This is a genomic window from Paenarthrobacter sp. Y-19, from assembly GCF_029223985.1.
Lineage (GTDB): Bacteria > Actinomycetota > Actinomycetes > Actinomycetales > Micrococcaceae > Arthrobacter > Arthrobacter nicotinovorans.
On the sequence record NZ_CP119414.1, the window covers coordinates 2,244,912 to 2,260,284 of the forward strand.

16 protein-coding genes, 1 pseudogene and 2 riboswitches are annotated in these 15,373 nt (G+C 65.2%); of the genes and pseudogenes, 4 read left to right on the forward strand and 13 right to left on the reverse strand.

Annotation, left to right across the window (positions count from 1 at the left end):
- The first annotated feature begins 45 nt into the window (after positions 1-45).
- The gene (locus tag PYR64_RS10525; RefSeq protein WP_069694950.1) at positions 46-285 is read left to right on the forward strand and encodes a hypothetical protein; all 240 of its coding nucleotides are present in this window, start codon (positions 46-48) and stop codon (positions 283-285) included.
- A gap of 114 nt (positions 286-399) precedes the next feature.
- Here the strand turns inward: PYR64_RS10525 and PYR64_RS10530 are convergent, their stop codons facing one another.
- Both PYR64_RS10530 and PYR64_RS10535 read right to left on the reverse strand, forming a co-directional pair.
- Positions 400-2,001 carry a hypothetical protein gene (locus PYR64_RS10530; protein ID WP_069694951.1) on the reverse strand — a complete coding sequence of 534 codons (1,602 nt, stop codon included), beginning with the start codon at positions 1,999-2,001 and terminating at the stop codon, positions 400-402.
- The gene (locus PYR64_RS10535; RefSeq protein ID WP_275779815.1) at positions 1,998-3,494 is read right to left on the reverse strand and encodes a hypothetical protein; all 1,497 of its coding nucleotides are present in this window, start codon (positions 3,492-3,494) and stop codon (positions 1,998-2,000) included. The genes PYR64_RS10530 and PYR64_RS10535 overlap by 4 nt, the downstream gene beginning before the upstream one ends.
- Before the next feature lie 381 nt (positions 3,495-3,875).
- Positions 3,876-3,949: riboswitch (Fluoride riboswitch) on the forward strand.
- Between the two features lie 244 nt (positions 3,950-4,193).
- Here PYR64_RS10535 and PYR64_RS10540 point away from each other — a divergent pair.
- Entirely contained in the window at positions 4,194-4,862 is a 669-nt protein-coding gene (locus tag PYR64_RS10540) for a phosphatase PAP2 family protein (RefSeq protein WP_069694953.1), read from the forward strand.
- A 243-nt stretch (positions 4,863-5,105) separates the two neighbouring features.
- On the opposite strand, the gene PYR64_RS10545 is transcribed toward PYR64_RS10540, so the two are convergent.
- The gene (locus tag PYR64_RS10545; RefSeq protein WP_206599676.1) at positions 5,106-5,822 is read right to left on the reverse strand and encodes a sulfite exporter TauE/SafE family protein; all 717 of its coding nucleotides are present in this window, start codon (positions 5,820-5,822) and stop codon (positions 5,106-5,108) included.
- A 36-nt stretch (positions 5,823-5,858) separates the two neighbouring features.
- Complete coding sequence (locus PYR64_RS10550) at positions 5,859-6,233, reverse strand: MerR family transcriptional regulator (protein WP_069694954.1); 375 nt, start codon at positions 6,231-6,233, stop codon at positions 5,859-5,861.
- A gap of 178 nt (positions 6,234-6,411) precedes the next feature.
- On the opposite strand from PYR64_RS10550, the gene PYR64_RS10555 reads away from it, so the two are divergent.
- The gene (locus PYR64_RS10555) at positions 6,412-7,935 is read left to right on the forward strand and encodes a SulP family inorganic anion transporter (RefSeq protein ID WP_069694955.1); all 1,524 of its coding nucleotides are present in this window, start codon (positions 6,412-6,414) and stop codon (positions 7,933-7,935) included.
- A 170-nt stretch (positions 7,936-8,105) separates the two neighbouring features.
- On the opposite strand, the pseudogene PYR64_RS10560 reads toward PYR64_RS10555, so the two are convergent.
- From PYR64_RS10560 to PYR64_RS10575, 4 genes and pseudogenes are all read right to left on the reverse strand, one after another.
- Positions 8,106-8,414: pseudogene (locus PYR64_RS10560) on the reverse strand (Na+/H+ antiporter NhaA); the annotation flags it as partial.
- 52 nt (positions 8,415-8,466) lie between these two features.
- Positions 8,467-9,291, reverse strand: a complete 825-nt coding sequence (locus PYR64_RS10565) for a hypothetical protein (RefSeq protein WP_069694957.1) — start codon at positions 9,289-9,291, stop codon at positions 8,467-8,469.
- Between the two features lie 5 nt (positions 9,292-9,296).
- A complete protein-coding gene (locus PYR64_RS10570; RefSeq protein ID WP_139126753.1) occupies positions 9,297-9,620 on the reverse strand; it encodes a hypothetical protein in 324 nt (107 codons plus the stop codon).
- Positions 9,621-9,641: 21 nt separating this feature from the next.
- Positions 9,642-10,124 (reverse strand): inorganic diphosphatase, encoded by a 483-nt coding sequence (locus tag PYR64_RS10575; protein ID WP_139126754.1) that lies wholly within the window; start codon positions 10,122-10,124, stop codon positions 9,642-9,644.
- A 30-nt stretch (positions 10,125-10,154) separates the two neighbouring features.
- A riboswitch (Fluoride riboswitch) is annotated at positions 10,155-10,220 on the reverse strand.
- Positions 10,221-10,390: 170 nt separating this feature from the next.
- Between PYR64_RS10575 and PYR64_RS10580 the strand changes: the two genes are divergently transcribed.
- Entirely contained in the window at positions 10,391-11,587 is a 1,197-nt protein-coding gene (locus tag PYR64_RS10580; RefSeq protein ID WP_083261875.1) for a cation:proton antiporter, read from the forward strand.
- A gap of 165 nt (positions 11,588-11,752) precedes the next feature.
- On the opposite strand, the gene PYR64_RS10585 is transcribed toward PYR64_RS10580, so the two are convergent.
- From PYR64_RS10585 to PYR64_RS10605, 5 genes are read right to left on the reverse strand one after another with little or no spacing between them, the layout of a single operon-like run.
- Positions 11,753-12,121: a CrcB family protein gene (locus PYR64_RS10585; RefSeq protein WP_069695219.1), complete on the reverse strand. Its 369-nt coding sequence runs from the start codon at positions 12,119-12,121 to the stop codon at positions 11,753-11,755.
- A 5-nt stretch (positions 12,122-12,126) separates the two neighbouring features.
- Positions 12,127-12,726 (reverse strand): CrcB family protein, encoded by a 600-nt coding sequence (locus PYR64_RS10590; RefSeq protein WP_139126755.1) that lies wholly within the window; start codon positions 12,724-12,726, stop codon positions 12,127-12,129.
- Positions 12,726-13,271 (reverse strand): universal stress protein, encoded by a 546-nt coding sequence (locus PYR64_RS10595; protein WP_069694959.1) that lies wholly within the window; start codon positions 13,269-13,271, stop codon positions 12,726-12,728. Before PYR64_RS10595 ends, PYR64_RS10590 begins: the two co-directional genes overlap by 1 nt.
- Positions 13,272-13,291: 20 nt before the next feature.
- Complete coding sequence (eno, locus tag PYR64_RS10600; protein WP_275779931.1) at positions 13,292-14,578, reverse strand: phosphopyruvate hydratase; 1,287 nt, start codon at positions 14,576-14,578, stop codon at positions 13,292-13,294.
- 31 nt (positions 14,579-14,609) lie between these two features.
- The gene (locus PYR64_RS10605; RefSeq protein WP_069694961.1) at positions 14,610-15,365 is read right to left on the reverse strand and encodes a 2,3-bisphosphoglycerate-dependent phosphoglycerate mutase; all 756 of its coding nucleotides are present in this window, start codon (positions 15,363-15,365) and stop codon (positions 14,610-14,612) included.
- Between the last annotated feature and the right edge of the window lie 8 nt (positions 15,366-15,373).

Genomic DNA, 15,373 nt, shown 5'->3' on the forward strand with positions numbered 1-15,373 from the left:
TCAGAGCGAGAGGATTGATGGCATGAGCACACAGCCCGCCGGCACATGCTGCCATCCGACGTGATGAGCGATCAGCCGGAGGGTGAGATGAACCGGCGGCGCCCGGTGGCGATCGAGCGGATCATCCCGTATGGCACGGGTCCGGCTGCTCGCCGGGCGGCCTTCCGGGAAGCGGACCGGCTGTGGAATGAGGGCACCGCCGCCAGGGCAAGTTTCCATCCCAAGTACGGTGTGTGGGCCGTGCTCATCTTCGCCGGCGGTGTCCGGCGGCCGCCGGCGGATTGATCCTCCGTCCGGCACTTCCACGAGTACAAGGCCGCCAGGGCAAGGAGTCAACAAGGCCCGGGGGCCGGCCCGGGTCTCCTCCCGTGATGTTCAGCAGGGACGGCGGGGCGGTTTCTAGAGGGTCCGTTGGGTGCCTGTCGTGATTGGCGGCGGATCGGCAGCCCGTCGTTCCTCGGCCGTGCCGGGGGCTGCGGGTCCGTGCTGATTGGCGAAGATGCGCAGGTACAGGTCCTTGCCGTAACTGGTCGCTGTTGGTTCGCCCTGCTGCAATTTGTAGGTGCGTTGGCCGTCTTCACGCCGTTCGGCCTGCAGGAACAGGGCATCGGGCAGGCCCTGGGTGAATAGCGAGTGGGCGAGGTCGAACAGGTGGGTGACAAAGAAGACCCGGACTCCGCGCTCGGTCAGGGCAAGGATCACGTCCCGGGCGATGTCGGAGCCTTCACGTTCGTTGGTGGCCGCGAACGATTCGTTGAACAGGACGATGGAGGAGCTGGTGAGCCTGTCGGTGATGGTGTTCATGCGGGCCAGCTCCTCCTCGAGCTTTCCGCTGGTGAGGCTGGCGTCCTCTTCCCGTTTGAAGTGTGTGTGCAGGCCGTCGCAGGGGGTGGAGCTGAAGTAGTCGGCACAAACGAACATCCCGGCCTGCATCATCAGCTGCGCCAGCCCGACCGCGCGCAGGAAGGTCGATTTTCCGCCCTGGTTCGCGCCGGTGATGATCACCATCGTTTTCCCGTCGGCGGGGAGGTCGTTGCCGGTGACGGTGGTCCCGGCCAGGGCCAGGGAGGGGTCCCCGAGCTCACGGGCCGAACACACGGGCCCCGTCCCGGCCTCGTACGCTTCTGGTTTGGGCAGGCACAGAGGCGCCCCGGCTGCTTCGAGCCGTTCGCGCAGATTCAGGCAGGCGACATAGAAGCCCAGTTCGTTCCGCAGTGCTTTGAAGAAATCCACGATGTGGTCATCGGCCTGGGCCAGGGCGTTCGCGGCAAGGTTTAGGCCGCGGTCCCGCAGCGTTGACAGGGCGCGGTAACCGCCCTCGTCGCGGTCGGGGATCTGGAAGGACAGGGCTGACCGGTCCGGGACGAACCACTGGCGCAGGAGCCGTTCGAGCCGGCCGCCTGGAATCGCCGCGGATCTGCGCAGCCTGTACCCGGCGCCCTCATTGGCCGTTCCGAGACCTGCACTGATCTCCACGCCCCCGCGGAATTTCAGGCGCCTGAGGTGGATGTCGACGGCGTCGAAATACTCGTCGCTGAGTTCATCGGTGATCATGGTGAAGAAACGACGCATGCCGGGAGACGTGAAGTCCTGGAGGGCGTCGGCGGCCAGCCGGCGCAGGTGACGCAAAACGGCCATCAGGGCGTTCAGTGATTCGATGGACCGGCCCAGCACGGCCTCGGGGTAGTTGTTGAAAATGCTGCGGTAAATCTTCTTTTCGGCCTCGACCGCTTCCACGGCCAGCCCGTAGAGTTTCCGGACCGTGCCGGGGTGTTCAAGGCAGTCCACGAGGATTTGCTGACGGTAGATAATGTCATCGGGCGCGCTCATGCTTGCCATAACCGTCCGCAGGGCAACGTCGCGGAGGAATTCATCGCCGTCGGCCATGGCCTCGATAACCGGGTTAAGGGCCAGATCGTTGATGAGCTCGGGGGCGTTCGGTGGCAGTGGCAGGTCGGCTTGTGCGGGGTCGCTGTCGCGGTAGAGCAGGAATGCCTTCATGAGTGGATCCGTTCCTTGAGCGCGTCATAGTTCAGGCCGTATTTGCGGGCCAGGACCTTGGCGTAGGCGCGGCCGTCGGCCCGGCGCCGGACAATTTTGAACGTCCGGACCGAGGGATCCTCGGGCATGACGGTGCTGACCATGCTCACCGTGGTGGTGCTGACCGAGGCCAGCTCCTCGACGAACGTCACACATACGCAGATCAGGTCCAAAGCAACGACACGTTCCAACACTTCCCGGCCCAGGTAGATGGCGTCGTTCAAGGTCGTGGAGGTGAAAATTTCGTTGAGAACGATGACGCTGCGCGGTGTCGCCTGGGCGAGGATCCGCTGGACCCTGACCAGGTCATCTTCGAGTTTGCCCCGCAGGTCCATCCGGTTTTCTTCACGCTCGAAATGCGTGTAAATCCCGTCCGGAAGGAACAGCCTGGCCCGGGTGCCCGGAACGGGCAGGCCGAGGGCGGCGAGGTAATGCAGCTGGCCGACGGTCCGGGCGAAGGTGGTCTTCCCGCCCTGGTTCGGGCCGGAGACAATGAGGATCCGTTCAGCCCCTGTCAGCTCAAGATCATTGGTGACCACCGGCGCCTTGTCGCGGACGAGTTTCACGGCCAGTGCCAGGTCGAACGTGTCCGCGGCGCTGGTCTGCTTGGAGGTGGCGGAGACCTGCGGGTAGCAAAAGCGCAGGCCTGCTTCTTTCAGGGGGCGGATGTGCCGCAGGTAGGAGGTGTAGAACTGGATTTCCCGGTCGAACCGGGCAATGACAGGGTTCTGGAACGATGCGTGCCGGGCACAAAAGTCCTTGAGCCGGGTGAAGGTGTCGGCGAAAAGGACCGCCACACGGTCAAGCACCTGCGCTTCGACATGGTCGATCTCGACCGAGGTCGGGAGCTTGCTGCTGTAGTCCTTCACTGCCCCTTGCCGGAACCTGGCGAACGTTGCCTCCACTTCGGCGGTGTAGTCCACCTCCCCCCGGTAGGGGCTGACGCTGACATGTCCTCCATCGATACGAATTTTGTAGGAGACCGCGTCAAGATCAGCCCGTATTCCGTCCGCGTCCGTTCGGAGCCCGGAAAAGAAACCGGACGAAACGTAGGTGTCCAGGAACGCCGTGAACGCCCTCAGCCCGGACGAGCGCACACCTGCGGCGGTCAGCTCCTCACACAGCGCAACAACGGCAGAGCAATACGTTTGTGCTGCAGCGAGGATCAGGGCCTGTTTTTGCAGCTTGTAATGGAGCTTCCCCGCCTGGCCCAGCTGCTCGCGGACCACTTGCATCCTGCGGCTGAAATCTTCGATCGATGCCAGGCAGGACGGGTTTTCCAGATCAGCGAACACCTCGTGCCGGAACCTTACCGTGTCCGGGTCCTGGCATGGGGCATGGAAGAAGGGGACGAGGTCATACCCGGCGCGGCCGGAGGTCACCGTCCCGATGATGGCATCGAGCTGCAGATCCTTCAGGGTCTCCCGGAACAGAGGACCTTCTGTGGCTGGCACCGCCCCAAGAACACTCACTGCCATGGCGCACCACCGGTCCTGGCGGTTGCCGCAAGGCAGCCCGGCGCCAATGCGGCACCATGATGGATTCCGGGTGTGGGAAATGCCTGGTTAAAGACTGGCATGTCAGGGCTCCGTCCGCCGTCAGTTTCGGACAGGAACCATAGGCCGTGAGGCTGTTTGGACCGGTAACCTTTCCGGTCCTGGCGGGATCCACCGCCTGAACACTATTTTACCTGTCCCGGGAACGATACGGTAGCACCGGGGGCAGGACCGAACACAGACAGGGGGGCAGCCGACAGCCCCTGGCCCCGCCTCCAGGGTTCACAAGCACTGACCGCGGCCCCGGCAGGGAAACCGAAGACCAGCCAGGCAAGGTAAAGTTGCCACGGCGATGGATCCCGCCTGAGCTGGACAGCTCGAACCGCCGCATGGCTGATGGTTCCTGCCTTTGAGACCGAAGGTAGGTGACCTATGCCCGGCGCCCGGGACCGCCCGCGCGAAGGCCCCGTCCTGTCCCAGGATTTCCCTTGGCCCGCCCTTGTACGCCCGGCCCCCACACGTACCCCGGGGTGGAGTCCATTACCAGCAACGCCTGGTCAAGCAACGCCGCCGGGCGCCACGGGCCACTTCCAAACAGGCCGATTGTAGACATCACACAACTCATGGGGCCGTGCCGCGGCCCGGGAGGAGAACTTAATGGATCGTGACTGGTACCTGGCCCTAAACTTGCTGGCCCGGCAGACGCCGTGGCTCCATGGCTTTATGGCCTCCTATGCCCTGTGGGGCGGCCTGGTGCTGCTGTCGGTGCTGCTCGTCATCGGCTGGCTGAGGGGGCGGCTGCAGCCAGATGCTCCTGCACGCTCAGCCTCGGCTCTGCTGACCGGGGTGGCCGTAGTGGCCGCAGTGGTCCTGAACCAGCAGCTGCTTTCCCCGGTGGTCGGTCGTGTCCGGCCGTGCCATGCCGTTGCCGGGGCCCTGGCGTTGCTGCCATGTGGCCAGGACTTCTCGATGCCCAGTGACCACTGCATCATGGCCGGAGCATTCATGGCAGGACTGTTCTTTGTCAGCAGGAGACTGGGGATCGTGGCGGTAATTGCGGCCGCGGCCCTGGCTTTCGGCCGCGTGTATACGGGCATGCACTACCCGACGGACACCATGGCAGGTCTTGCCGCAGGAGCGCTCATCGCCCTCGTCCTCCAGTGGATACTTCACCGGCCGGTGTCGCGGCTGCTGCTGCGCCTGACCCGAACCCCGCTGGCCGTGCTCGTGCAGGCACCCAGGGCCGCCACGGACGCCGCATGTTCCCGGCAGCCCGGGAAGATGACCGAGTCCACGATGGCCCGCGGTACCAGGCGTGAGCCATAAACCAAAGGGCAGCAACCCGGCGCGTCCAACCCCGGCCTGTGCCGGGCAATAACCGGGTCGCTATGTCAACCTTTGTTGGCCCCGGCAGGACGGTTATTTTTGGCCCCAGCCGGCACGTTCTTTAGGGTCTTTGAAACGGTTGCTAGCTGTGGTTCCAGACTTTGATCGAAGACAGCAGCAGCAGCAGGACGAGCAGGGGAATGAGGACCAGGCTGGGAACAACGCCCAGCAGGAGCCCGCCGATCACGGTTCCCGTGATGGAGCCAGCGTCATGGCGACCAGGAACGGCTTGTTTTGTCCGAGAACGGCGAAGCTTTTGTCTCTGCTGAAGCGGGCGAACGCCACGGGCATGGTGGGAAGCGACACCGCCAAGGATAGGCTCCCTGCGATCTTGATGTCGGTGCCGTAGAGCAGGACGATCGTGGGGATAAGCAGCTCCCCGCCGGCGATACCCATCACGGCAGCCACGACACCGATGACGATGCCGGCGACGACTCCAAGCACCGTCCGTGGACCGGCGGGAATGTTGAGCGGGTCCACAGCGAAGAAATGGGTGACAAACAGCAGCACGGCGATCAGGACGAGCAGGACCGCGATGACCCGGTAGAGCGTTTTGGACTTGAGCCGTGTCGCCCAGTGGGCTCCAATCCAGGCGCCGATAAGGCTGCCCGCCAAAAGGTTCACGACGATGAACCAGTAGGGCGATAACTCTGCAAGGGGGACGCCGAAGAGGCGGGCAGGCGGGGCTGTGATGACGACGACCAGGCTCATGGCCTTGTTCATGATGATGGCCTGTAACGCGGCGAAGCCGAAGACCCCGATGAGCAGAGGCAGACGGAACTCGGCACCGCCCAGACCGATCATGCCGCCCAGGACACCGATGATGGGGCCGGCAAGGAAGACCAGAGTCAGGGATTCTCGCCGAGTTCGGGCCTTCCCTCCACCGCTCCGCCGCTCCATGCCGGGGTGAGATCAGCTGTCAGCGCTTGGCCGACGCTACCCGCCGAGCCTCTGGATGAACTCATCGGCCTGGGCCAGGTTCCGGGCCATTTTGGCCCGCTGGTGGACAGCTCTTTCCAGGAAGTCCGCGAGCTTCTTGGATCCATCAGGTGCGGTGTCGTCCGGGGCGGCGAGGAGGCCAAGAATTTCGGCCATTTCCTCCAGCGAGAACCCCAGGGGCTTCATCTGCTTGATGACCATGAGGCGTTCGAAGTCATCCTCGGAGAACACCCTGAAGCCGCCCTCGGTCCGCGCCGTTGCAGGGAGAAGCCCCACATCGTCGTAGTGGCGGATTGTCCTCAGGGACAGGCCTGTCCGTTCTGCCAGTTCACCGATGTGCATGGTGTTGGTGCTGCTGGCCTTAGCCGTCATCAGCGCCTCCGTCCTGTTCGGATTTAAACTCTACCATCACGTTAGGGTAGTGTTTGGGTAGTGGGGTGAGACCTTCAAGCCTAATTCCCCCTCTTCCCGGCGCGGCGCTGCGCCCCCTCATTCATTAGCAAAACGAAGCCGCAGACGCGCGTCTTCTTGACCATGAACGGAGCCAGAAATGGCCGTCACCAAAGCCGAACACCCCCCGGCGTTCACACCTGAACAGCTGCAATCCGTGCGGGGAACCCTGATGTCACCGCGCCGGCTCAAGACCGAGGTCCTCGCCGGACTCGTCGTCGCACTGGCCCTGATCCCGGAAGCCATCGCGTTCTCGATCATCGCCGGCGTCGACCCGCGGATCGGGCTCTTCGCCTCCTTCACCATGGCCGTCACCATCGCCTTCGTGGGCGGACGTCCGGCCATGATCTCCGCGGCCACCGGTGCGATCGCCCTCGTGATCGCGCCGCTGGTGAAGTCCCACGGCGTGGACTACTTCGTCGCCGCCGTCATCCTCGCCGGCATCTTCCAGGTCATCCTGGGCCTTTCCGGCGTCGCGAAGCTCATGCGCTTCATACCCCGCTCGGTCATGGTGGGCTTCGTCAACGCCCTGGCCATCCTGATCTTCATGTCCCAGGTCCCCGAACTCCTCGGCGTTCCCTGGCTGGTCTACCCCCTCGTGGCTCTGGGCCTGGTCATTGTCTTCGGCCTGCCCAAGCTCACCAAGGCCGTCCCGGCCCCGCTGGTAGCCATCGTGGTCCTGACCCTGATCACCGTTCTTGCGGCCGTCGCAGTTCCGACCGTGGGTGACAAGGGCGACCTGCCCGATTCCCTGCCGACGCTGTTCATCCCGAACGTGCCCTTCAGCCTGGAGACGCTGCAGATCATCTTCCCGTTCGCCCTCGCCATGGCCTTCGTCGGCCTGCTCGAGTCCCTCATGACGGCCAAGCTCGTCGACGACGTCACCGACACCCGCTCCCATAAGACCCGCGAGGCCTGGGGCCAGGGCGTGGCGAACATCGTCACCGGATTCACCGGCGGCATGGGTGGCTGCGCAATGATCGGCCAGACCATGATCAACGTCAAAGCCTCCGGCGCCCGCACCAGGATCTCCACCTTCCTCGCCGGCGTCTTCCTGCTCATCCTCGTCGTAGCCCTGGGCGGCATCGTCTCCGTCATCCCCATGGCCGCTCTCGTGGCCGTGATGATCTTCGTTTCCGTAGCCACCTTCGACTGGCACAGCATCCACCCCCGAACCCTGAAGATGATGCCCAAGAGCGAAACCATCGTCATGCTCGCCACCGTCATCGTCACCGTCGCCACCCACAACCTGGCCATCGGCGTCGGCGTCGGCGTGCTCGTGGCCATGGTCATGTTCGCGCGCCGCGTCGCGCACTTCGTCACCGTCGAACGCACCGTCAAAACCATCGGCGGCCACGAAACCGCCACCTACGTCGTGGACGGCGAACTGTTCTTCGCCTCTTCCAACGACCTCTACACCCAGTTCGAATACGCCCGGGATCCCGAGCACGTGGTCATCGATATGCACGCCTCCCACCTCTGGGACGCCTCTACCATCGCCGCGCTGGACGCGATCACCGAGAAGTACCACCACCACGGCAAAGACGTGAAGATCGTCGGGCTCAACGACGCCAGCGTCCTGATGCGCGAACGCCTCGGAGGCAAACTCGGCGCAGGCCACTGACAGGTTCGCTCAGGAACCCACGACCAAGGCACCTTCCGGGAAACCGGGAGGTGCTTTGTCGTCAGGGTCGTGGCAACGGCGGAGTGGCTGCCGGGCCGGTCCGTCCCGGCTGTCACATTCCTTGCAGCTTCGCTGAACGATCGTCCGCGGGATGGCACTCATGGAAATGGTCAGGAGGAATTCCGGGGTTCGTAGGCGTCGGGGATGCCGTCGTGGTCTGAATCGATCATCTCCGCTTCGTGGGCCTGCCGGCACTGCCGGTTTCTGGTCCGCAACACGGCAACGGCCAGCAGAGCGGCCAGCACGGACGCTGCGAGGATACCCACCTTCGCGTGGTCATCGTGCAGGCTTCCGTGGCCGAAACTCAGTTCGGCCACGAGCAGCGAGACGGTGAATCCGACGCCGGCCAGCAGCGATACCCCGAACACGTCGATCCATTTGAAGGTGCTGTCCAGCCGGGCTCTGGTGAACTTGGTGAGGAGCGGGAAACACACGTTGCGGTCCTATCAGCAGAGTCGGAACGGGTTTGGTTTACCAGCGGATCTTGCCGACCATCCGGAGCAGGTCCAGCCCGAGCACACGGTCCAATCGTGTAAAGGTTGCGAACTTACTGCCCGAGGCCTGGCTTTGGTCCGTTTCGAGCCGGTGAAGCAGCGTCAGCACCGAGGCCGTGTCCAGGGCGGTGGTGAGAGCACCGTCGGCTGCGGCGAGAACGTCGGGGACGGCATGAGCGACCGGCATGTCCTTCCAGTTGGCGACCTTGAACCGCCACCGTTGCAGGGTTTCCTCCGCGCGGTGCAGCCTGGCCCGTGACAGGACGGCCGGGCCGGCGTAGGGGAACCGGAGAAGGCAGAGGCGCAGCGCGAGCGGGTCATGGTTGCCGAGCAGGCCTGATGTCAGAGGTGGGACATCGGCGGGAACAGGAGCCTGCACCGGCCCGATCTCCAGAACCTTCCCTGCTCCCGGAACAGCGCTGATCGCACCTGCCGGGGTTGCAGTCTTGAAAGCGGCAGCAGCCGGGCCGCCGAAAAACGCCAGCACCTCTGACTCGGAGCGGCCGCGCAGGGAAGGCTCCTGGATGCGGAATGTCTTGGTCCAGGAAGCTTGGCTCGTTGGCGTTCCCTTCCCGTCGTCCAGGACGGCCAGCACGACGGGCACACCGTGCAGCTCCTCGGCCAGGCGTCGAAGCACATCGGCGACCAGCAGCACCCTCAGGGCCTGCATCGGGCTCTGCCCCAAACCGCGCACGTCGACGTTGACGTGCAACGGAACCTCCACGGTTTCCAAGCAAGGCAGTGCTTGGCTTGAGAGCTGGGCTCCTTCCCTCATCGAAGCGGCAGTTTCCGGAGAGGGCATGGTAATCAGCGCTCTTCATTCAGGACGCGGATGAGGACATCTTCGGCGCCGTTGTATCGCACGGTCGCGACCCACAGCTGATACGGCTCATCGCCGTCCTTGACCCGTGGGAGAACCTTTGGTTTTTTCAAGGGCGCCGCCCAGCCGGGGATGTCCTCGTCGCGGAGGGCCTCCAAGGCGCGGCGGACCGTCCGGCGCGGGAGTTCTGCCAGGCAGGCCCAAAAGAGGGCGTCCAGGCCATTGCCTTCCCCGAACGGGGGAAGCCAGAACGCGCGGCCGAACCGAGTCAGGTCCACCGCGGAGACCGGGGATTCAAACGACGAAGTCATCTCAGCGCCTGCCCTGGCCACTCACTCCGGGCAACCGGTCGAGCGCAGGTAAGCCCGGTATACCTCATCGACGAGGTGGTCCGCCTCGACCGCGGAGCTGCAGCCCACCACCTGATGGGCATGACCGGGCAGCATCCGGTCCAGCACCGATGCCCAGGCATCCGGATCCGCGTGCCAGTGCGGCAGATCCTTCCTGTCGGTCAGGGCGGAAAAGCACTGTTCTTCAGCCACGCACAGAATCTCGTCCCCGGGCTCATCGCCTCCCAGATGCAGTACCGCGACAGGCCGGGCCGTGACGTCGACCCCGGGAAGGGCCGGCTCGCGCATCAGGACCAGCGCCTCTGCTTCCCGGCCGTCGGGAGTCAGTGTCTTCTCTACCCGACCCCACCCCACAGGCCACCCGGTGCGCAGATCGGTCCGTCCGCCGTTGACCCCGGCGGGGCCGGTGTCCTCATGCATGGTTGAGCCGACCGTTGATGACACATGGACCACAAGCTTGGACAATGCCTCCACCTCCCGCAATCATCGAGCATTGATCACGTAGAGGCCATCAGCATCACCTTGATGCAGTTCGCGGCGAGCCCCATCACCACCTCAATTCTCGCTCAACACGCCCAGATGCGACAGGTCTTTTGTCCTACCCAATACAGTGCTCCGCGTCAGTGGATGCCTTCCTGAGTAAGACACCCTGGCCTGGATTTGTCTTATCGTCGCGGCCTCCATCGACAGCACTGTGCGAGGGTTGATGAAACCGACAATAGGAGGGATCCGTGGCCACTGCGTTGCTGTTGTCCTTCGCGGTCCTGTTGCTCATCGGGGTGCTGATCTCCGAACGGGCCCACAGGACCGTGCTGTCCACCGCCGTGCTCTTCCTCGTCGGCGGGTTCCTCCTGGGGCCCGGAGCCTTCGGATTCATTACGGTCACGTCCGGTGATCCGATCGTGAGCGGACTCGCCGAGTTGGCGCTGTTCTCGGTCCTCTTCACCGACGGGATGCGCGTCGGGTTCCGGGACCTGCGAACTGCGTGGCGGCTCCCCGGCCGGGCCTTGCTGCTCGGCCTGCCACTGACCCTGGCCCTGACCGCGGTGTTCGCCCACTACCTCGTCGGGCTGCCCTGGCTGGAGTCCTTCCTCCTCGGCGCCATCCTCGCCCCCACGGACCCGGTTTTCGCCGCCGCCATCGTGGGCAGGGAAGAAGTCCCCGCCCGGCTCAGGCACCTGCTGAACGTCGAATCCGGCGTCAACGACGGGCTGGCGCTGCCCATCGTGCTGATCCTGCTCGCCGCCGCCGGTGGCAGCAACGCACACGGAGAGGAACTCCTGCTCGAGATCGTCCTCGGCATCGCCGTCGGCGTCATCGTCCCGGTCATCGTGCTCGGACTCGAACGGCTGCCCTTCCTCCAGGCCATCCGGTCAATGCAGCCCCTCCTGGCAGTCTCCATCGGACTCCTCGTCCTGGCGATCTGCCAGGCAACCCACGCCAACCTTTTCCTGGGCGCCTTCGCCGCGGGCATCACCGTCGCCACGCTCGGCAAGGGACTGAGACACGACTTCGAACAGTTCGGCGAACTCGTCACCGAGCTGCTCAAACTGGCCGCCATTATGGTCTTCGGCGCCCTCATCACCCCGGCCTTCCTGTTCGGCGACATACCCTTCGCCGGGTGGATCTTCGCCCTGCTCGCCCTCCTCATCGCCAGGCCCCTTGCACTGCTGGTGTCCTTCATCGGCGCCAAACTCAGTCTCGGCGAACAAGTCACCGCGATGTGGTTCGGGCCGAAGGGCTTCGCCTCGGTCGTCTACGGCCTGATCATCCTCGAATCAGGCATCGCACTGGCTGACCAGATCTACCACCTCGTCGCCCTCGTCATCGTCCTGTCCATCCTCTCCCACTCCTCCACTGACGTGGTCATCGCCCGCAGGTTTGCACGCAGCCAGGAGGGCACGGCCGCAGGCACGAAAAACCCGTAGTCGAGCGGCAGGAGTTTCTTGCTCCCCATCTGGCGCCTGGTCTCCATCGCGATCACAGCACCGGCCAGAACTTTTACCTGCCGGGCGATGAGATCAAACCCCACCTTGCCCTCCCACGATTTCCGGTTAAAGAAGTCCGGCCGCATACCCCTCCGGCGTTCAGGTTCACAGCAGGCCGGCCATGGCGAAGCCTGCAGCTGCTGCGCCGACCGCCGCGACAGCGGTACCGATGCTGTTGGCCAGGGCCAGGCCGGTGCGGCCGGACTGGATGAGCCGGACGGTTTCGAAACTGGCGGTGCTGAACGTGGTGTAGCCGCCCAGGAACCCGGTCCCGGCAATGGCCTGCAGCTCCACGGGTGCGGCATGGAAGATAACCGCCCCCGCGACCAGGCCCAGGAGGAAGGACCCGGTGATGTTGATGGCGATGGTCCCGACCGGCAGGGCGCTGCGGAGTTTGGAACGGACCAGCCCGTCCACGACGAAGCGGGTCCCGGCACCGAGCCCGCCGGCCAGACCAAGCAGGATGATGGTCAGTGGATTCACCGGCCGCCCTCCTGCCGGGTGGTTGCCCGGGTGTGGTGGCCTGCGGCCAACCAGATTCCTGCCACTGTCGCCGCGGCTCCGACGATCAGGGTCGTGGCGAGGTAGAGCAGGCCGTCGGTGATCCTGCCGGCGTCCAGGAGGGTGTTCGTTTCCAGGGCCAGGGTGCTGTAGGTGGTGAACGCGCCCATGAACCCGGTCCCGGCGAGCAGGCGGATGATCCTGCGCCTGCCGGCGTCCGGGCCCCGCCGGACCAGAGCTTCGAGCAGGCCACCGAGCAGGAGGGCCCCGGCCAGGTTGGTCACCAGGGTGGGCAGCGGCCACCCGCCCGGTGCTGGCAGGACGGTACTGAGCCCGTACCGGGCCAGGGCGCCGAACACGCCGCCGGCGATCACGACCAGGACAAATCCCGGGTGCAGGTGGATCGGGCGGTGAGCACGGACCTCCCCGAGGGTCCCCGCATCAAGATCAATGTCCCCCGCGGTTACCTCGGGGGCGTCACTGTCGATAGGAAGCAAATCTTCGTCCGTCCCGGACGTCGTTTCGGCTGCCCCGGAGGTGCGGGACGGTGCTCCCGACCCGGGAATGGGCGGTTCCATCAGCGGCCGTCCTTCGGATGGTGCTTGGTATGTGGGGCGAGGGGGACGACAAGGACGGGCCGGTGTTGGCGGTGCGTGAGATGGACCGCGACGGAGCCGACGAGGATTTCCTCGAAGCGGGCGCCGAACCCCCGTTCCCGGGTCCCGACGACGATGACAGACGCGTCCGTGGATTCAGCGAGGCGTCCCAGTGCCCTGGCCGGGTCCCCGGCCAGGGTCACGAAGGACCAGTCAATGCCTGCATCCTGGAGGGCGTCGGCGAGGTGTTCGGAGATCCCTGCGCTGATGCCTTCGATGTCGTCATCGATGCCGTCAGGGTCTATCGGCAGCGCCTCGGCCCGGCCGTCGGGTTCCTCGGCGAGGTAGGAGGTGATGTCTACGTAGGCGCAGATCAGTTTCACCCCCAGGCTGTAGGCAAGTTCCGCGGCACGGTGTGCCACAGCCAGCGGCTGGCCGGGGACCACTCCCATCAGTACCGGTCCGCTGATTTTCCTGGGCACGTAGGCGGGCCCGGCGGGGTGGGTGTCCTTCGCAGGCTCGTTCATAAGGTCTCCTGTCGCGGGGGCTATTGGTCGTTCAGGTGGGTTCCGGTGGGTCCGTAGGGCAGGTCCGGGTTTTCGTCCTGGATCTCCAGGAGGCGGTTGTATTTTGCGACGCGTTCCCCGCGGGCCGGTGCCCCGGATTTCAGCTGCCCACACCCTGCTCCGACGACAAGGTCAGCCACAAAGGTATCGTCGGTTTCCCCGGACCGGTGCGAGACCATGGCACCGAAGCCGCCCTCGGCCGCGGCGGTGAGGGTGTCGAAGGTTTCGCTCACGGTGCCGGCCTGATTGGGTTTGATCAGCACCGCGGTCGCGGAAGCGGTATTGATTCCGTCCCGGACACGGTCCGCTGAGGTGACGAACAGGTCATCACCAACCACCTGCACCCGATTCCCAAGGGCTGCGGTGAGCGCGGGCCACCCGTCGGTGTCTTCTTCAGCCAGAGGGTCCTCCAGGCTCCAGATCGGGTAATCAGCGATGAGTTTCTCGTAGTAGTGGATCATCTGGTCAGTGCTGTGGGCGCGGCCTGCGACGGTATAGGTTCCCTCGGTGTAGAAGGAGTTCGCGGCCGGGTCCAGGGCGATCGCGATGCCGTGCCGGCCCGGGGTGTATCCGGCGTCCTCGATCGCGGCCACGATCAGATCCAGCGCTTCCTCGGGCCGGGCAATGGCCGGGGCATAGCCGCCTTCGTCACCCAGACCGGTCGCCAGTCCCTGCTGCTTCAGCCGCTTCGCGAGGGCGTGGTAGACATCCGAACCCCAGCGCAGGCCGTCGGCGAAGGACGGCGCCCCGGCGGGTGCGATCATGAATTCCTGGAACTCCAGCGGGTTCGCCGCGTGCTGGCCGCCGTTGAGGACATTGAAGTGCGGCACCGGCAACCGGCCACCCCGCCCGAGCCGCTGCCCAATCCAGACATGCAAAGGGGCGCCAGCGGCCGCGGCGAAGGCCCGGGCTGCAGCCATCGACACGGCAACGATCGCGTTGGCCCCCAGCCTGGACCGGCCGGGGGTGCCGTCCAGGGAGACGAGGGCCTGGTCCAGATCCGCCAGGGTGCCCCAGGAACGGGAGGTCAAAAGGTCGGCTATTTCACCCCGAACATTATCCACAGCTTTTTCCACGCCCCGGCCCGAATACTCCGCTCCGCCGTCGCGCAGCTCCACCGCCTCGTGCGCACCCGTGGAGGCCCCGGACGGGGCGGATGCAACCGAAATGGTCCCGTCATTCGCGGTGAGCCAGACCTTAACGGTCGGGTAACCGCGGGAATCCAGGATCTGCAGGGCGCGTACCCCGGTGATCTGAAGGTCATTCATAATGCTGTGCTCCATTTCCTCGTCCTCGGTGTCAGGTCCCGCCGGCGGCGTCGACCAGGGCGGCGGCGGTCCGCGCCGCCAGCGGATCCAGATACTCGCCGCCCCGCACCACGGGCACCATTCCAGGGGTGAACCGGTACAGCAGCGGGTGCCCGGTGGGGATATTCAGCGCCTCGACCTCGCCCTCGGTGAGCCGGTCCACCACGCAGCACAAGGCCCGCAGGGAGTTCCCGTGACCGACGACCAGCACATCCGCCCCGGCCTCCAGACGGGGACGAAGTCGCCGATACCAAAAGGCCCTGACCCGTTTGACCACTCCGCACAGGGATTCAGTGGCCTGCAACGCCTCCGGAGGCAGGCCCTCAAAAGCGCTGCTGCGGCGGATCCGGTTCAGCTGGGTCCCGGACATGGGCGGCGGCGCCCCGTAGTAGGAGCGCCGCCAAAAGTGGAAAACTTCCGGCCCGAGTTCACACAACAACTCGCTCCTCGCCCGGCCGGTCAGCGCCCCATAGCTGCGCTCGTTCAACTCCCACACCGGAACCACCGGCACGGCAGGGTTCTCCAGCGCGGTCAGGACAAGGCGGGCCGTATCCACGGTGCGCCTAAGCGTGGAGGTATAGATGACGGCCGGACTGAAAGGCGCAGACGCCAGCGACGTTCCTGCGCGGGCTGCTTCGGCTTTGCCGGCGGCGCTCAGGGGCGTGTCAAGCAACCCGGTGAACCGGTCCTGTGCGTTCAGGACGCTCTGGCCGTGGCGGAGCAGGACCAGGTTGCCGGCTGCGGGCATGGGTCACC

Excerpts from the sequence above, each read along its gene's own strand:
- PYR64_RS10550 (WP_069694954.1), bottom strand. The coding sequence starts at position 6,233 with ATGACGGCTAAGGCCAGCAGCACCAACACCATGCACATCGGTGAACTG.
- PYR64_RS10540 (WP_069694953.1), top strand. The coding sequence starts at position 4,194 with ATGGATCGTGACTGGTACCTGGCCCTAAACTTGCTGGCCCGGCAGACG.
- PYR64_RS10530 (WP_069694951.1), bottom strand. The coding sequence starts at position 2,001 with ATGAAGGCATTCCTGCTCTACCGCGACAGCGACCCCGCACAAGCCGAC.
- PYR64_RS10605 (WP_069694961.1), bottom strand. The coding sequence starts at position 15,365 with ATGCCCGCAGCCGGCAACCTGGTCCTGCTCCGCCACGGCCAGAGCGTC.
- PYR64_RS10565 (WP_069694957.1), bottom strand. The coding sequence starts at position 9,291 with ATGCCCTCTCCGGAAACTGCCGCTTCGATGAGGGAAGGAGCCCAGCTC.
- PYR64_RS10555 (WP_069694955.1), top strand. The coding sequence starts at position 6,412 with ATGGCCGTCACCAAAGCCGAACACCCCCCGGCGTTCACACCTGAACAG.
- PYR64_RS10595 (WP_069694959.1), bottom strand. The coding sequence starts at position 13,271 with ATGAACGAGCCTGCGAAGGACACCCACCCCGCCGGGCCCGCCTACGTG.
- PYR64_RS10545 (WP_206599676.1), bottom strand. The coding sequence starts at position 5,822 with ATGGAGCGGCGGAGCGGTGGAGGGAAGGCCCGAACTCGGCGAGAATCC.
- PYR64_RS10570 (WP_139126753.1), bottom strand. The coding sequence starts at position 9,620 with ATGACTTCGTCGTTTGAATCCCCGGTCTCCGCGGTGGACCTGACTCGG.
- PYR64_RS10590 (WP_139126755.1), bottom strand. The coding sequence starts at position 12,726 with ATGGAACCGCCCATTCCCGGGTCGGGAGCACCGTCCCGCACCTCCGGG.
- eno (WP_275779931.1), bottom strand. The coding sequence starts at position 14,578 with ATGAATGACCTTCAGATCACCGGGGTACGCGCCCTGCAGATCCTGGAT.
- PYR64_RS10525 (WP_069694950.1), top strand. The coding sequence starts at position 46 with ATGCTGCCATCCGACGTGATGAGCGATCAGCCGGAGGGTGAGATGAAC.